10 protein-coding genes are annotated in these 15,475 nt (G+C 68.3%); 4 read left to right on the top strand and 6 right to left on the bottom strand.

Going from position 1 to position 15,475, the window contains the following annotated elements; genetic code table 11:
• Position 1: 1 nt before the first annotated feature.
• Genes ABD024_RS10730 through ABD024_RS10705 form a run of 6 tightly spaced genes read right to left on the bottom strand, consistent with a single transcriptional unit; the run spans position 2 to position 8,442 of the window.
• Positions 2–2,542, bottom strand: coding sequence for a CehA/McbA family metallohydrolase (locus ABD024_RS10730; protein ID WP_343852426.1), 2,541 nt, complete (start codon positions 2,540–2,542; stop codon positions 2–4).
• A 4-nt stretch (positions 2,543–2,546) separates the two neighbouring features.
• Positions 2,547–3,872: an acetyl ornithine aminotransferase family protein gene (locus tag ABD024_RS10725; protein WP_343854642.1), complete on the bottom strand. Its 1,326-nt coding sequence runs from the start codon at positions 3,870–3,872 to the stop codon at positions 2,547–2,549.
• A 24-nt stretch (positions 3,873–3,896) separates the two neighbouring features.
• Positions 3,897–4,682, bottom strand: a complete 786-nt coding sequence (locus tag ABD024_RS10720; RefSeq protein ID WP_343852424.1) for a CoA-transferase subunit beta — start codon at positions 4,680–4,682, stop codon at positions 3,897–3,899.
• The gene (locus ABD024_RS10715; RefSeq protein WP_343852422.1) at positions 4,679–5,533 is read right to left on the bottom strand and encodes a CoA transferase subunit A; all 855 of its coding nucleotides are present in this window, start codon (positions 5,531–5,533) and stop codon (positions 4,679–4,681) included. The genes ABD024_RS10720 and ABD024_RS10715 overlap by 4 nt, the downstream gene beginning before the upstream one ends.
• Complete coding sequence (locus ABD024_RS10710) at positions 5,530–7,113, bottom strand: aldehyde dehydrogenase family protein (RefSeq protein ID WP_343852420.1); 1,584 nt, start codon at positions 7,111–7,113, stop codon at positions 5,530–5,532. Before ABD024_RS10710 ends, ABD024_RS10715 begins: the two co-directional genes overlap by 4 nt.
• Before the next feature lie 9 nt (positions 7,114–7,122).
• Positions 7,123–8,442, bottom strand: coding sequence for an aminotransferase family protein (locus ABD024_RS10705; RefSeq protein WP_343852418.1), 1,320 nt, complete (start codon positions 8,440–8,442; stop codon positions 7,123–7,125).
• A gap of 107 nt (positions 8,443–8,549) precedes the next feature.
• Here ABD024_RS10705 and ABD024_RS10700 point away from each other — a divergent pair, with 107 nt between their 5' ends.
• From ABD024_RS10700 to ABD024_RS10685, 4 genes are all read left to right on the top strand, one after another.
• On the top strand, positions 8,550–9,368 hold the full coding sequence (locus ABD024_RS10700; protein WP_343852416.1) for an IclR family transcriptional regulator domain-containing protein: 819 nt from the start codon (positions 8,550–8,552) through the stop codon (positions 9,366–9,368).
• Positions 9,361–10,563, top strand: coding sequence for a 3-oxoadipyl-CoA thiolase (gene pcaF, locus ABD024_RS10695; RefSeq protein ID WP_343852414.1), 1,203 nt, complete (start codon positions 9,361–9,363; stop codon positions 10,561–10,563). Before ABD024_RS10700 ends, pcaF begins: the two co-directional genes overlap by 8 nt.
• Positions 10,564–10,822: 259 nt before the next feature.
• Complete coding sequence (locus ABD024_RS10690; protein ID WP_343852412.1) at positions 10,823–12,862, top strand: tetratricopeptide repeat-containing sulfotransferase family protein; 2,040 nt, start codon at positions 10,823–10,825, stop codon at positions 12,860–12,862.
• Positions 12,863–12,889: 27 nt separating this feature from the next.
• On the top strand, positions 12,890–15,382 hold the full coding sequence (locus tag ABD024_RS10685) for a TonB-dependent receptor (protein WP_343852410.1): 2,493 nt from the start codon (positions 12,890–12,892) through the stop codon (positions 15,380–15,382).
• Positions 15,383–15,475: the final 93 nt, after the last annotated feature.

The raw sequence follows: 15,475 nt of genomic DNA, 5'->3' as shown, positions 1-15,475 counted from the left end.
GCTACCTCGTGGCGGCTTCGGCGGGTGGCGTGTCGGCCGCCAGCGCGAGATAGGCGTCGCGTGCCCGGCCGAGGTAGTCGAGCGTGGCGCGTTTCTCGTCGGCGCTGTTGTAGTCGTCGCGCGCGTCGGCCGCTTCGATCGTTCGCGTCAGCCAGTGAGCGAACCAGGCTGCGTCGGCGCGCGCGCTCGGCGCCCGCACGTGCTCGCCGAGCCAGACCGGATTGGTGGTGGCGTAGGGATACAGGTCCAGCACCTGCGGATCGGCGCCGTCGTTCCAGGCGCGCAGCAGCACCCAGCCCGCGGCGAGGTCGAGTTCGCCCTCGGCGTCGAGACGGCGGCGGTCGCCGTGCAGCGTGAACGCCTTGACCACCTCGCCGTTCTGCACCAGCTCCAGGTGATCGACTGCCACCGGCGAACGCAGCGACACGCGATAGCGGTGCCGGCCAGGCGCGGCGAGCGTGTCGCCGGGCTTCGCGTCGTCCAGCAGCAGTCCGAGCAAGGGGCCGTTGCTGGCGAAGCCGTGACCGGCCTTCAGCGCGGCCATCGCCGCGGCGCCATCGCGATTGCCGCCGGCGTCGAGGAACACGCGGTTGAGGCCGACCGGGCCGCGCAGCGAGGCATAGTTGGCCATCGCATCGGTACCCGCGCCGGTGGGCAGGTGGAAACCGAGATTGAGCAACCGGTACCACACCGTGGCCGTGGCCTTGTGATCGGAGAAGCCGATCACTTCGATGTAGTCGACCTTGCCTTCGATGACGTCCGCGGGCAGTTCGTTGCTGAGCACCGCGTCGTGCGCGGGATCGGGCAGGGTATCGAACGGATGCACGTAGCCGACCACGCCGCCTTGCGCATGCGCGAGGTCGGCGATCACGCCGTTGTGCGGATACGGACTGGCCAGCGCGGTGTGCCGGTAGGCGGAAAAGCCCGGCGTCAGATAGTGGTCGCCGAGGTTGAGCAGGCCCAGGTGGCCCCAGAAGCTGGTGTGGTATTCCTGCGCATGCAGCACCAGCGTATGCGGCGTGCTGGCCGGGTCGGGGTCGGTGCGGAACGCGGCGATGTCGGGCACGCGTTCTTCCTTGTTGACCACCAGGTCGTAGGCCAGGTCGAGGTCCTCGGCGCGCGCCTGCTGCGCGAGATGCGTCGGCGTGTTGCGGTAGTGGCCGCCGTAGTTCATGTGGATGTGCAGGTCGGCGCTGATGAAATCGCCGAACGCGGCGGGCAGCCGCTGGGGCTGCAGCGCAACCCTGATCGGCGTGTCCCGGCCCGCCACCGCGGCGATGCTCTTTCGCCACGGCGCATAGGCGAAACCGTGTTGCACCCACACCGTCGCCGGCCCTGCGGGCACGTCCATCGCGCACGGCGACGTGCAGTGGAAGTAGTGCGTCTCGGTGGTCTGTCGCGTGCGGTCGAAACCGTCGTCGCCGTACATCCAGGCATCGTCCGGCGCATGGGCGCGACCGTCGCTGGCGAGCACGGCCACGCGTGCCGGCGTGCGTTCGCCGCGCTCGTCGACGATGTCCAGCACCAGATGCGCCTGCGCGAAGCGGGTCTGGCGATGCGTCGGCGCGACCGTGCGGGTGACGCCACCGAGCGCCTCGACCACGCGCAGCGCGGTGTTGCCGTCACGGTTGTCGATGTAGGCGATGCGGCTGCCGTCAGGCGACCAGCGCGCGTTGCGACGGTCGAAATCGCCGAAGCTCAGCGGCAGCGGCGCGGCGCCGTCGGGCGTGGTCAGCCACAGTTGCTGGTGCTGGCGGCCGTGGTAGGTGGCGTAGAGCAGGCGTTTGCCGTCCGGTGCGAGTTCCGGACGTGCGCTCCAGCTGGTTTCCTCGCTGAGCACCTTGCGGCGCTGCGCCGGATCGGCCACCGGCACCGACCAGATGTCGCCGGTGCCCCAGCCGATCTCCGGATTGCCGACGTAGTAAAGCGTCTTGCCGTCCGGCGACCACGACGGGTTGATCGCATGGTCGAAGGCGGAATAGTAGTAGCGGTCGAGCGTGCTCTTGCGCTCGCCGAGCAGCGGTCGCGCATGATGCAGGCCGGCCGCGTCGATGTCGGCGACGAACAGGTTGAAGTGACCGCTGCCTTGCGTCGAGACCCAGGCGATCTGCCGACCGTCCGGCGACAGCCGCGGCTCCACGTTGACCGCGCCCTCGCTGGTCAGCGCCTGTTCGCGGCCGCTGGTCAGATCCAGCCGCCACAGCTCGATCGCGTTGCCGTCGTAGCGGGCGAACACCACGCTGCGGCCGTCGCGTGCCACGTCGGGCTGGTAGTCGTAGGCACGCGCGGAGTGAGTGAGTTCGGTGGCCGTGTCGCCGTCGATGCGCTGACGCCACAGCGAGCCGGCCATGCTGTAGACCAGCGCGGCGCTGTCGGGCAGGAAGCTTGCCGACGACGGCCCGGTGGTCAGCTGCGGCAGGTACAGCTCGCGCCAGTAGTAGCTGTGCGGCAGGTCGACCTGCTTGAGCACGGGCTCGCGCGCGGCCTGCACTGCACCCGCGCACAACAACAGCGTGAACAGGACAAGCAGCCGGCGCGGCATGGCGTCAGCTCCCCGTCAGTGCTTGATCGAGGCTGGCGCGCAGCAGCGTCATCGCCTCGTCGATCTCGTCGGTACTCACGCTCAACGGCGGCATGAAGCGTACCGTGCTGGTGCCGCAGGAGAGCAGCAGCAGGCCGTTGTGGAACGCACGGGTGACCACCGCATCGCACAGGGCGGTGGCCGGCGTCTTCTTGCCATCGTTCTCGATCAGCTCCATGCCGAGCCACAGGCCCTTGCCGCGCACCTCGCCGATGCAGGGGAAGTCCCGCTGCAGTTCGTGCAGACGGGCGATGAAGTGCGCGCCGACTCTCGCGGCGTTGTCCATCAAGCCGCCGCGCACCAGGTCGAGCGTGGCGTTGGCGGCGGCGCAGGCGATCGGGTTGCCGCCGTAGGTGTTGCCGTGCGCGCCGCGCTTCCACTGTGACATGATGGATTTTTTCGCGATCACCGCGCCGATCGGCAGGCCCGAGCCCAGGCCCTTGGCCGAGGTGAGGATGTCCGGCTGCACGCCCCAGTGCTCGCAGGCGAACATCTTGCCGGTGCGGCCGATACCGGACTGCACCTCGTCGAAGATCAGCAGGATGCCGTGCTCGTCGCACAGCGTGCGCAGGCCGGCGAGGAAGCCGTCCGGCGGCGTGAGATAGCCGCCTTCGCCCTGCATCGGCTCGATCAGGATCGCCGCCACATCGCTCGGCGGCACGCTGCGCTGGAACAGCATGCGGATGTAGTCGAGCACCGCCGCGCCCTGGTCGTCGCCGGCGAACAGCGGGCGGTACGGGTTCGGATAGGGCACATGGGTGACGCCAGCCAGCGTGGGCGAGAAGCCCTTCTGCTGGGTGTACTTGCTGGAGGTGAACGACAGCGAGCCGAAGGTGCGGCCGTGGAAGCCGCCGAGAAAGCCGATGAAGCGCGGGCGGCCGGTGACGTAGCGCGCCAGCTTCAATGCGCCCTCCACCGCCTCGGTGCCGGACTGGCACAGGAAGCTCATCGCCGGCTCGCCGAGCGGCGCGACCGCGGCGAGGCGCTCGCCCAACCCGGTCATCTCCTCGTGCCAGTAGTCGCTGGAGATGTGCAGGAACTTCGCGGCGGCGTCCTGCACCGCCTTGACCACCTGCGGATGCGCGTGGCCCGTGGCGCACACCGCGATGCCGGCCATGAAGTCGAGGAAGCGGTTGCCGTCGACGTCCCAGACCTCGGTGCCGCTGCCGTGCGACATCACGAACGGGTAGTCGCGCGGGTACGAGGGCGAGATCACCTCGGCGTCGCGGGCGATCAGCGCCAGCGCCTTCGGGCCGGGCAGGGCGGTCTTGATGTGGGCAGGGTTCGGCATGGCGTTCACGGCGGTCTTCCGGGGCTAGAGGGGGATGCGCACGGCGCGCGCGTGCGCCTCGCGGGTGCGCGCGTCGAGTGCGCGCAGGGTGTCGAGTTCGTATGCGCTCGGTGCGGCAATCGTGTCGAGACGGTCGGCGAGCAGCAGTGGCCAGCCGACCGCGGCGCGGGCTTCGTCGACGCTGGCGTCGGCGAACAGCGCGGTGAGCTGCAACTCCTCGCTCTGCGGGTGTGGCGCGAGCATGCCGAAGTCGGTGATCACCGCGCGCGGACCGCCGCCGGGGGCGCCGCTGCGGGCACGCGCGCCGTGGCCGTCGAAGTAGCCGGCGCTGGTGCGGAAGTCGAGGCGTTCGACGAAGCTGCGTTTCGAAGCCTTGAGCATCACGAATACTTGCCGGGCGTGCAGGGCGATTTCCGGCGCGCCCCCGGCGCCGGGCAGACGCGTCTGCGGCGTGTCATAGGGACCGATCACGGTGCTGTTGAGATTGCCGTGGCGGTCGATCTGCGCCGCGCCGAGGAAGCCGACATCGACGCGGCCGGCCTGCAGGTAGTAGCTGAAGATCTCCGGCAGCGGCACCACGCAGGCTGCAGTTTCGGCGAGTTCGCCGTCGCCGATCGACAGCGGCAATACGTCGGAGCGCGTGCCGATCGCGCCGGATTCGTAGATCAGCACGAGCTCCGGCGCGTGGGTGAGCCGAGCCAGGTTGCAGGCCGCGCTGGGCAGACCGATGCCGACGAAGCACACGCAGCGACCCTGCAGCAGGCGCGCCGCGGCGATCGTCATCCACTCGTCGCGCGTGCATGCGTTCATGCGGCAGCCTGCTGCAGGCCGGCGAGGAATGCGCGGTGGTCGGTGGTGCCAAGCACGTGTTCGTCCATCCAGGCGAGGAAGCCCGCGCGCTCTCGCGCGATCGCGTCCCAGTGCCGGTAGAACGCGTTGTCGCGTGCGTAGCAGCCCTGCGCGTAGGACGGGTACGCGCCGCCACGGCAGACCACGACGGCAGCGACCACCCAGTGCGGCAGCACGATCGCGTTCATCGCCGGCGGCAGTTCGTCGACGATTTCCTCGGCGGTCACGAGCAGCGTCGTCGCCGCCAGCGCGGCCTCGCGCGCCGCGCCGAGGATGCCGTGAATGGCGACGTTGCCCGCGCGATCGACACGCTGCGCATGCAGGATGGTCACGTCCGGGTTGAGCGCAGGCACCGCCGCCAGCGACTCGCCGGTGAACGGGCATTGCACGGTGCGAATGTTCGGGTTGTGCGCCGGCAGGTCGGTGCCCAGGTAGCCGCGCAGCACGCCGAACGGCAGCCGTGCCGCACCCGCGCAGAACGCCGCGGCCATGCCGGCGTGGCTGTGCTCGTCGAGTTCCAGCGGGCGCGGCCACTGGTGTTCCACCGCGTCGCGCAGCCGGTGCAGCGAGCCGACGCCGGGGTTGCCGCCCCAGGAAAACGTGAGCTTGCGCGCGCAGCCCATGCCGATCATCTGGTCGTAGATCAGGTCCGGCGTCATCCGGATCAGGTGCAGTTCGCGCCGGCGCTGGCGGATGATCTCGTGCCCGGCGGCGAACGGTATGAGATGGGTGAAGCCCTCCAGCGCGATGCTGGCGCCGTCCGCGACGTAGTGCTCGATCGCTTCTGCCAGTGTCAGGACCGCCGCGCTCATTCGACCACCGTGCGCGACTGCTCACGCAGGTATTGTGCGAGGTAGTGGAACGAGGCGATCGCCTTGCCGGTGGAGCCCGAGCCCTTCCAGCCGCCGAACGGCTGGTAGCCGGGCCACGCGCCGGTGGTGGCGCCCTGCGGGCGGTTCGCGTAGGTCACGCCGGCCTCGATGTTGTCGTGGAACCAGCCCACCTCGTCGGCGCCGCCGAAGAAACCCGCGGTCAGCCCCATCGTCGAATCGTTGGCCAATCGCATCGCCTCGTCGGGTTCCCGGTAGCGATGCAGCATCAGGATCGGCAGGAACATCTCGTATTGCCACAGCGGATGGGCCAGCGGCACGTCGGCCAGCATCGGTTCGACGTAGTAGCCGCGTGCGAGCGCCGCCCTGCCGGCGGTACCCGGTCCGAGCCGGGCGCCGCCGCAGAGCACGCTGGCGCCACCGGCGCGCAGTGCGTCCGCGTGGCGCTGGTAGTTGTCGTAGGCCGTCGCGTTGACGACCGGGCCCAGCCAGTTCTCGCGTCGGCGCGGATCGTCGATGCGGATCGCGGCGATCTGCGCCTGCAGGCGTCCGATCAGCGCATCGGCGACGCTTTCATGCACGTACAGTCGCGACAGCGCCGAGCACTTCTGCCCGCCCATGCCGTAGGCGGAGCGCACGATGCCGGCGGCGGCGCGGTCGAGCTCGGCGTGCTCGGTGACGATGCACGGATTCTTGCCGCCCATCTCGGCGATGCACGGCCGCGGATACGCGCCGCCGGCCATCTGCTGCATCAGGTGCCGTCCGACCGGCACCGAGCCGGTGAAGGTGATGCCGGCGGTGAGCGGGTGCTGCACCAGCGCCTCGCCGACGTCGCGGCCGGAGCCGGACAGATAGTTGAAGACGCCCGGCGGCAAGCCGGCATCGCGGATGCAATCGGCGAGCATGCGACCGGCCCAGGGCGTGTCGCTGGCGCCCTTGAGCACGACGGTGTTGCCGGTGACCAAGGCAGCAGCCACCGGGCCGCCGGCCAGCGCCAACGGGAAGTTGAACGGCGCGATCACCACCCACACGCCGTACGGCCGCATCACGCTGGCGTTGTGCGAGGCCACGCCCTCGATCGGGTCGTCGGGCAGCACGTGCGTGTAGCCGGCATGGCTTTCGAAATCGTCGGCGTAGTGGTGGAAGAAGTCGACGGTCTCCTGCGTCTCGCCGAGCGCCTCCATGCGGTTCTTGCCGACCTCCAGCACCATCGCGGCGGCAATCTCGTAGACGCGTTCCTCCAGCAGGTCGCCGACGCGGCGCAGCAGGCGCGCCCGCTCCGCAACCGGCGTCGCGCACCAGGCCGGGTACGCCGCGCGCGCCGCGGCCATCGCCGCATCGACATCGGCCTGGCTGGCCAGCGCGAACTCGCCAAGCCGCAGCGCGCTGTCGAAGGGAGCATGGCGCTCGGCATGCTGCGCGGCATCGCGATCGGCGCCGTCGATGAACAGCCGGTGGCGCGCGCCGAGCGTGGCCTCGACCCGCGCCAGCGCTGCCTCGAAGCGTTCGTGCATCGTCTCCGGCGGGTTGTACATGGTGGCGTAGGTGAGACGGAAGCTCATCGGGAATCCTCAGCAGGCAGCAGGAAAGAAGCGCGCCAGCAGGCGGTCGAGCAGGGCCAGCGCATCGGCCAGGGCGTGTCCTTCGATCACCAGCGGTGGCGCCAGCAGGATCAGGTTGCCGCGGCAGGCGAACGACACGCCTTCGGCCATCGCCGCGTCGACCAGGGCATGCAACGCAGGTGGCGTCTGCGGCCATGGCGCCAGCGGCTCGCGCGTGCCGCGGTCGGCGACCAGTTCGACCACCGCGAACAGGCCGTGGCCGCCGCGCACATCGCCGATGACGGCATGGCGCGATTGCAACGCCTGCAGTTCGGCATGCATCCATTTGCCGAGGACACGCGACCGTGCGATCAGGCCGTCGTCCTCGTACGCACGCAGTGCCGCCAGGCCGGCCGCGCACGACAGCGGGTGCCCGAAGTAGGTCAGGCCGGTGTAGAGCATTTCATGCTGCAGCCTGGCGGCAACTTCGGCCGACAGCACTACCGCGCCAAGCGGCAGGTGCGCACCGGTCAGGCCCTTGGCCAGCGTCATCAGGTCGGGCTTGCCGGCATCGCCATGACGCTGCCAGGCGAACCACTCGCCGCAGCGGCCAAAGCCGCTCATCACCTCGTCGGCGATCAGGTAGACATCGCGCACGCGGGTCGCTTCACGCAGGCCGGGCCAGTAGTTGTCCGGCGCCACGATGCCGTTGGTGCCGGCGTTGGGTTCCATCAGCACCGCGGCGATCGTCGCCGCGCCGTGCTGGCCGATCGTCTCTGCCACGGCCGCGACCGCGCGTTCGCCGCAGGTTTGCGCATCCTCGCTGCCGAACGGGCAGCGATAGGTATCCGGTGGCGGCACGTGCAGCACGCCAAACGCCTCCGGGTCGACCTGCGAGCTGGTGCGTGTGTCGCCGGACAGCGCCATGCAGGCGTAGCTGGCACCGTGATAGGAGCGGTCGCGCGTGACGATATGCCCGCGCGGCTTGCCGCTGGCCTGGCGCGCGAACTTGACCGCGTTCTCGTTGGCATCCGCGCCGCCGAGAGTGAAGAACACGCGCCCGCCGTCGAAGCCAGCCTTCTCCAGCAGCGCCTCGGCCAGCGCCGCGCGCGGCTGCGCGCCCCAGGCCGAGGTGACGAAGCACAGCTGCTGCGCTTGCTCACGGATCGCCGCGACCACGCGCGGATGCTGGTGGCCGAGGTTGCTGCATTCGGCCAGGCTGCTCATATCGAGGATGCGCCGGCCGTCCTCCAGGGCGAGGTGTGCGCCGCTGCCGCCGACCACGGTCGGTGCGTGCCATGCCGACTGCACGCACCAGCTGTGCAGGACATTGTCGCGTTCGCTTGCCAAGGTGCCTCCCCCTCAATCCGATTTGTTCGGTAATCGCACAACAATTCGTATTGCGAACCCATTGGAAACCTTCTACGCTCGGCCTGTCAATGGAGGCCGCTCAGCGCATGGGATCGACAGCATTCGAGGACAGTGCGGATTACGTGCAATCGCTGGCGCGCGGCCTCAAGGTGCTGCGCGCGTTCGATCGCGAGCAGCCCAGTCCCAGCCTGTCCCAGGTCGCCGAGCGCACCGGCCTGTCGCGCGCCGTGGTGCGCCGCTCGCTGCTGACCCTGCAGCACCTGGGGTATGTGGGCAGCCAGGGTCGCAGCTTCTTCCTGACCCCGCGCGTGCTCGAACTGGGCTACAGCTATCTCACTTCGCTGGACCTGACCGAGCTGGCCCAGCAAAGCATGGAGCAGCTGTCGCAGCGGTTGGGTGAGTCGTGCTCGATGGCCGTGCTGGACGGCAGCGACATCGTCTATGTGGTGCGCGTGCCGGTGCGGCGGGTGATGAGCGTGGCACTCGGTGTCGGCGCGCGCCTGCCGGCTTTCGCCGCCTCGATGGGGCGGGTGATGCTGGCGGATCTGCCCGATGCCGAGCTGGCTGCCTGGCTGCGCGTGCAAAAGTTCCGCGCCTACACGCCGCAGACTATCCGCACCGCCAGCGCGTTGAAGGCGGAGTTGCTGCGTGTGCGCAAACAGGGTTACGCGTTGGTGGTGCGCGAGCTCGAGCCCGGGCTGTGTTCGATTGCCGTGCCGATCCGCGCCGGTGACGGCCGCGCGGTCGCCGCGTTGAACGTCGGCATGCCGTACAGCGAGGAAGCCCCCGTGCGCGCGGTGGAGCAGATACTGCCGGTCTTGCGCGAAACGCAGCGCGCCATCGAACAGGCGATCCGGCGCGGCAGCTGGTTGCCGCACATGGCCATGAAGCAGGTCTATGCATAGCGCCTATCTGGTCGATGCCACGCGTACCCCGTTCGGCCGTCTGGGCGGTGTGCTGGCGGGCGTGCGTGCCGACGATCTGGCGGCGCTGCCGATCGCCGCGCTGATGGCACGCCATCCGGCGCTGGACTGGGCGGCGCTGGACGAGGTGATCCTGGGCTGCGCCAACCAGTCCGGTGAGGACAACCGCAACGTGGCGCGCATGGCGGTGCTGCTGTGCGGCTTGCCCGAAAGTGTTCCCGCGGTCACCGTGAACCGCTTGTGCGCATCCGGCCTGGAAGCGATCGGCCAGGCGGCGCGCGCGATTGCCTGCGGCGAGGCCGAGTTGATCGTCGCCGGCGGCGTCGAAAGCATGACCCGCGCACCCTACGTGATGGCCAAGGCGGGCAGCGCCCATGCCCGCGACCAGCAGATCGAGGACACCACGCTCGGCTGGCGCCTGGTCAATTCGCAGATGCGGGCCAGCTACGGCGTCGACTCGATGACGCAGACCGCCGAGAACCTCGCGCGCGAGCACGGCGTCGACCGCGACAGCCAGGACGCCTACGCCCTGCGCAGCCAGCAGCGGGCCGCGGACGCGCAGCGGCGGGGCTGGCTGGCAGAGGAAATCACCGCAGTGCATGCGCCGCAGGGCAGGGCATCGATCGTCGTGCAGCTCGACGAACATCCACGCAGCGCCACCACGGCGGCGCAGCTGGCCGCGCTCAAGCCGTTGCTCGGTCCCGGCACCAGCATCACCGCCGGCAATGCGTCGGGGCTCAACGACGGCGCCGCCGCCGTGCTGCTGGCCTCGGAATCGGCGTTGGCACGGCATGGCCTGGAGCCGCTGGCACGCGTCGTCGGCATGGCCTCGGCTGGCGTCGCGCCGCGGCTGATGGGCATCGGCCCGGTGCCCGCAATCCACAAACTGCTTGCGCGCAGCGGTCTGGGCCTGTCCGACTTCGAGCGCATCGAGATCAACGAGGCGTTCGCCGCGCAGGTGCTGGCGTGCACGCGCGCGCTCGGTCTGCCCGACGACGCTGGCCAGGTCAACGCGAACGGCGGCGCCATCGCTCTAGGCCATCCGCTCGGCGCCAGCGGCGCACGCCTGGCCATGACCGCGGCGTTCGCGCTGCGTCGCCATCGGCAGCGCCGCGCGCTGGTCAGCTTGTGTGTCGGCGTCGGTCAGGGTCTGGCCATGGCCCTGGAGCAACCGTGAGCCGTGCGATCCCCCTCATGGTTGCTGACCGCGATGGCACTACTGCCGGGCGCGAGCGCTGCGTCGCCGAGACGACCGTTCCCACGGCCAGGATGGGCGTATTCTGGTCGATGCCCACTATCGTTCGCTCGAATTCGACTATAGATTGCTGAAGAACCTGTGAGGAGTCGCTGTCACCCATGTCGGACGCCACTCGTTTTTCGCATCGCCTGATAGCTGTTCCCGGGCGGCACGTCGCAACGCCACGGGGGCGTGAACCGTGACGGACGCGGTCGCCACCGGCACGCTGGAACAGGCGCTGGCGCATGCTACACAGTTGCTGGACCGCGACCCGGTACTGGCCGGCGAGCAGGCGACGGAAATCCTCAAAGTGGCCGACGGCCACCCGCTCGCGCTGCAGCTGCTGGCCGCGGCGCAGGACGCGCAAGGCGACCTGCAGGGCGCCATCGGTACCCTGCTGGCGTTGACCCACGCGCAGCCGAACTGGGCGGCCGCTCATCTCGACCTGGGCCTGGCGCTGGGCCGCGCCTGGCGCGGCCAGCAGGCGATCGACGCGCTGCGCCGGGCGGTGGCGCTGAAGCCCGACCTGCCGCAGGCCTGGCGGGCGCTCGGCGACCATCTCATGGCCGCCGGCGAACACGAGGCTGCCGACGCTGCGTACGCCAACCACGTGCGCCATTCCACCCGCGACCCGCGCCTGCTGGCCGCTGCCATTGCGCTGGTCGAGGACCGCATCCCCGAGGCCGAGGGGCTGCTGCGCGAGCACTTGAAGCAGGCGCCGACCGATGTCGCCGCGATCCGCATGTTCGCCGAGGTCGCTGCCCGGCTGGGTCGCAACGAGGACGCCCGGCACCTGCTCGAGCGCTGCCTGGAGCTGGCGCCCAGTTTCGATGCCGCGCGCCAGAACTACGCCCAAGTCCTGCATCGCAGCAATCAGCCGGAGCAGGCGCTGGCGCAGATCGAGCGCCTGCTGGCATCGGCGCCGGCCCATCCCGGCTATCGCAACCTCAAGGCAGTGGTGCTGTGTCGGGTCGGCGACTACGAGCCGGCCATCGCCATCTACGCCGACCTGCTGGAGAAGTACCCGGGCAATCCGAAGGTATGGATGAGCTACGGTCATGCGCTCAAGACCGCCGGCCACACCGGGCGTGCGATCGCTGCCTACCGCCGCAGCCTGGAGCTGGAACCGTCCTTCGGCGAAGTCTGGTGGAGCCTGGCCAACCTCAAGACCTTCCGCTTCGGCGCCGACGACCTTGCCACGATGCGCCGGCAGCTCGCGCGCACCGACCTGGCCGACGAGGATCGGCTGCACCTGGAATTCGCCGTCGGCAAGGCGCTCGAGGACGCCGGCGACTACGAGCCTTCCTTCCGCCATTACGCGCAGGGCAACGCGATCCGCCGCACGCAACTGCACTACAGCGCCGACGAGACCAGCGCGCGCGTGCGGCACATCCGCCGGCGTTACACCCGCGAATTCTTCGCCGCGCGCGCGGGAAGCGGCAGCCCGGCGCGCGACCCGATCTTCGTCGTCGGCCTGCCACGTTCCGGTTCCACCCTGATCGAGCAGATCCTGGCCAGCCACAGCCAGGTCGAGGGCACGATGGAACTGCCCGAGGTCACCTCGATCACGCGCCTGTTGCGCGAGCAGGCCGGCGCCGAGGGCGACATGCCCTACCACGATGCGCTGGCGGCGCTGGATGCCACCGCGCTGCGCGAGCTGGGCGAGCGCTACCTCGCCAATACCCGCATCCAGCGCAAGACCGCGGCGCAGTTGTTCATCGACAAGATGCCGAACAACTTCATGCACATCGGGCTGATCCACCTGATGCTGCCGAACGCGACCATCATCGATGCGCGCCGGCATCCGCTGGCCTGCTGTTTCTCGGGCTTCAAGCAGCACTTCGCGCGCGGGCAGGGCTTCAGCTACAGCCTGGATGATCTTGGCTGCTACTACCGCGACTATGTCGCGCTGATGGCGCATTTCGACGCGGTGCTGCCTGGTCGCATCCACCGCGTCATCTACGAACGCATGGTCGAGGACACCGAAGGGGAGATTCGGCGCCTGCTCGACCATTGCGGCCTGCCGTTCGAGGAATCGTGCCTGCGGTTCTTCCAGAACGAGCGACCCGTACGCACCGCGAGTTCGGAACAAGTGCGCCGGCCGATCTACCGCGAGGGCGTGGATCACTGGCGGAACTACGCACCATGGCTGGTGCCGTTGGAATCGACACTGGGGCAGGTACTGCAGCACTACCCCGACGTGCCGGAATTTGAATTCGATGTGGCAATTTCCGATTGATCGTCATCAACAAAGAGAGGGGAGCCAATGCACAGGACCAGGGGTAGACAACCAGCAGGAACACGACGGGCGAGATTGAACCGGTTGCCGCTCGCCGCGGCGATCTGCTTCGCCATGAGCTCGGCGGCCTTCGCGCAGGACACCGGCCAGACCCAGGCGCCGACCGGGACGGCGCCTGCCGCGGAGCAGAAGGTCGCGACGCTGAGCGCGGTGACCGTGACCGCACAGAAACGTACCGAGAACCTGCAGAAAGTGCCGATCAGCATTCAGGTGTTGGGGACGGAAAAAATCGAGCAGCTGCACATCAGCAACTTCGACGACTACGTGAAGTACCTGCCCAGCGTGTCCTACCAGAGCGCCGGCCCGGGTTTCTCCGAGATCTACATGCGCGGCGTGGCCAGCGGCGGTGACGGCAACCATTCCGGTTCGCGACCGAGCGTCGGCGTGTACCTCGACGAACAGCCGGTCACCACGGTCACCGGCCCGCTCGACATCCACATGTACGACATCGCCCGGGTGGAGGTCCTGGCCGGACCGCAGGGCACCCTGTACGGCGCCAGCGCGCAGTCCGGCGCATTGCGCATCATCACCAACAAGCCCGATGCCAGCGGTTTTGCTGCCAGTTACAGTGTCGGTGTCGACTCGGTCGCCCACGGTGCCATCGGGCATGTGGCCGAAGGGATGGTCAATATCCCGATCTCGAAAAATGCGGCGGTCCGCCTCGTTGGCTGGCACGAACATGACGCCGGCTATATCGACAACAAGGAAGGCACGCGCACCTTCCCGACCTCCGGCATCACCGTCAGCAATGCCAGGAATTGCACGTCGTCGAGCCTGCTGGTCTGCATGCCCGCAGCCAGGAAGAACTACAACGGCAACGACATCGACGGTGCACGCGCGGCGCTGAAGGTCGATCTCAATGACGACTGGTCGATCAACGGGACGTTGATGGGGCAAAACACGGTGGCCCATGGCAACATCGCCACCGATCCGGCGATCGGCGACCTCGCCGTGACCCACTTCTACCCGGAGCGCACTTCCGACCGCTGGTGGCAGGCGGCGCTGACGGTGCAGGGCAAGATCGGCAACTTCGACCTGACCTATGCCTATGCGCACCTCAAGCGGATCCAGGTCGAGCACAACGACTACAGCGACTATTCGTTCTGGTACGACCAGCTTCCCTACTCGTACGGCACCTACATCTACGACAACAGCGGCGCGCTGATCAATCCGTCGCAGTACATCATCGGCAAGGATCGCTACGCCATGGACAGCCACGAATTGCGCCTGGCTTCGCCGAAGGAAGACCGTCTGCGCGTGGTCGGCGGCGTGTTCTGGGAAAGGTCGGTGCACGACATCGAACAGCGCTACATGATCAACGGGTTCGCGGACTCGCTTACCGTGACGGGCTGGCCGAACACCATCTGGCTGACCGAGCAGGTTCGCATCGATCGCGACGAGGCCGTATTCGGCGAACTGTCCTACGACTTCATTCCCGACACGCTCACCGGCACCATCGGCGGGCGCTACTTCCGCGCCAACAACAGCCTGGGCGGCTTCTACGGTTTCAGCGCTGGCTACTATCCCGGTTCCAGCTATGGCGAGGCCGGTTGCATCTCGCCACAGCCATACCGTGGCGCACCGTGCCTGGACTTCGACAAGAACGTGAAGGAAACCGGCTCGCTCGGCAAGGCCAATCTGACCTGGAACATCACGCCGACCAAGCTGGTGTACCTCACGCGGTCCGAGGGCTATCGCCCCGGCGGCCTGAATCGTCGCGGGTCGCTGCCGCCGTACAAGTCGGATTACCTGACCAACTACGAGTTTGGCTGGAAATCCACCTGGTTCGGCAACCGGGTGTCGTTCAACGGTTCGGTGTTCCAGCAGGACTGGAAGGATTTCCAGTTCAGCATCCTCGGTGCCAACGGCCTGACCGAGATCAAGAACGCCAACCAGGCACGCATCAGAGGCCTGGAGGCCGAGTTGAACTGGGCCGCCACCTACAACCTGGAGCTCAGTGGCGGCGTGGCTTTCTACGATGCCAAGCTGACCGCGAACTATTGCGGGTTCACCGACGCCAGCGGTACGCCGGTCACCGACTGTCCTGGTGCCGAGCAGGCGCCGAAGGGCACCCAGTTGCCGGTGACGCCGAAGTTCAAGGGCAACCTCATAGCCCGCTACACCTTCGACCTTGGTGAAAACGAGGCGTTCATCCAGGGTGCGCTGGTGCATGTGGGCGAACGCAAGTCTGACCTGCGGACGTTTGAAAACGGTCTGACCGGCAATCTCGCCGCCTACACGACCATGGACGTCTCTGCAGGCTTCCACAAGAACGGCTGGTTGGTGGACGTATACGTCAACAACCTGTTCGACAAACGGGGGCAACTCTTCAAGTACGCCGAATGCGCTGAGGCGGTTTGCGCAGCCCACGGCGTGGTGTCGCAATACCCCAACGGACAGGTCTATACCGTAACCAACCAGCCGCGCACCATCGGTCTCCGCTTTACGCAGAATTTCTAGGCGAAGGCCGTTTGCCAGGAGGAGAGACGGAAAAGCCCCGGTGCGAACCGGGGCTTTTCATTGGGTGGTGAGGTCCTGCATGACAACGAGTGG

The organism is Rhodanobacter soli, from assembly GCF_039523495.1.
Taxonomy (GTDB): Bacteria; Pseudomonadota; Gammaproteobacteria; order Xanthomonadales; family Rhodanobacteraceae; genus Rhodanobacter; species Rhodanobacter soli.
This window is presented reverse-complemented; position numbering and strand designations above follow the sequence as displayed.

Coding starts and splice junctions, on each gene's coding strand:
- ABD024_RS10730 (WP_343852426.1), bottom strand. CDS start 2,542: ATGCCGCGCCGGCTGCTTGTCCTGTTCACGCTGTTGTTGTGCGCGGGT.
- ABD024_RS10725 (WP_343854642.1), bottom strand. CDS start 3,872: ATGCCGAACCCTGCCCACATCAAGACCGCCCTGCCCGGCCCGAAGGCG.
- ABD024_RS10720 (WP_343852424.1), bottom strand. CDS start 4,682: ATGAACGCATGCACGCGCGACGAGTGGATGACGATCGCCGCGGCGCGC.
- ABD024_RS10715 (WP_343852422.1), bottom strand. CDS start 5,533: ATGAGCGCGGCGGTCCTGACACTGGCAGAAGCGATCGAGCACTACGTC.
- ABD024_RS10710 (WP_343852420.1), bottom strand. CDS start 7,113: ATGAGCTTCCGTCTCACCTACGCCACCATGTACAACCCGCCGGAGACG.
- ABD024_RS10700 (WP_343852416.1), top strand. CDS start 8,550: ATGGGATCGACAGCATTCGAGGACAGTGCGGATTACGTGCAATCGCTG.
- pcaF (WP_343852414.1), top strand. CDS start 9,361: ATGCATAGCGCCTATCTGGTCGATGCCACGCGTACCCCGTTCGGCCGT.
- ABD024_RS10685 (WP_343852410.1), top strand. CDS start 12,890: ATGCACAGGACCAGGGGTAGACAACCAGCAGGAACACGACGGGCGAGA.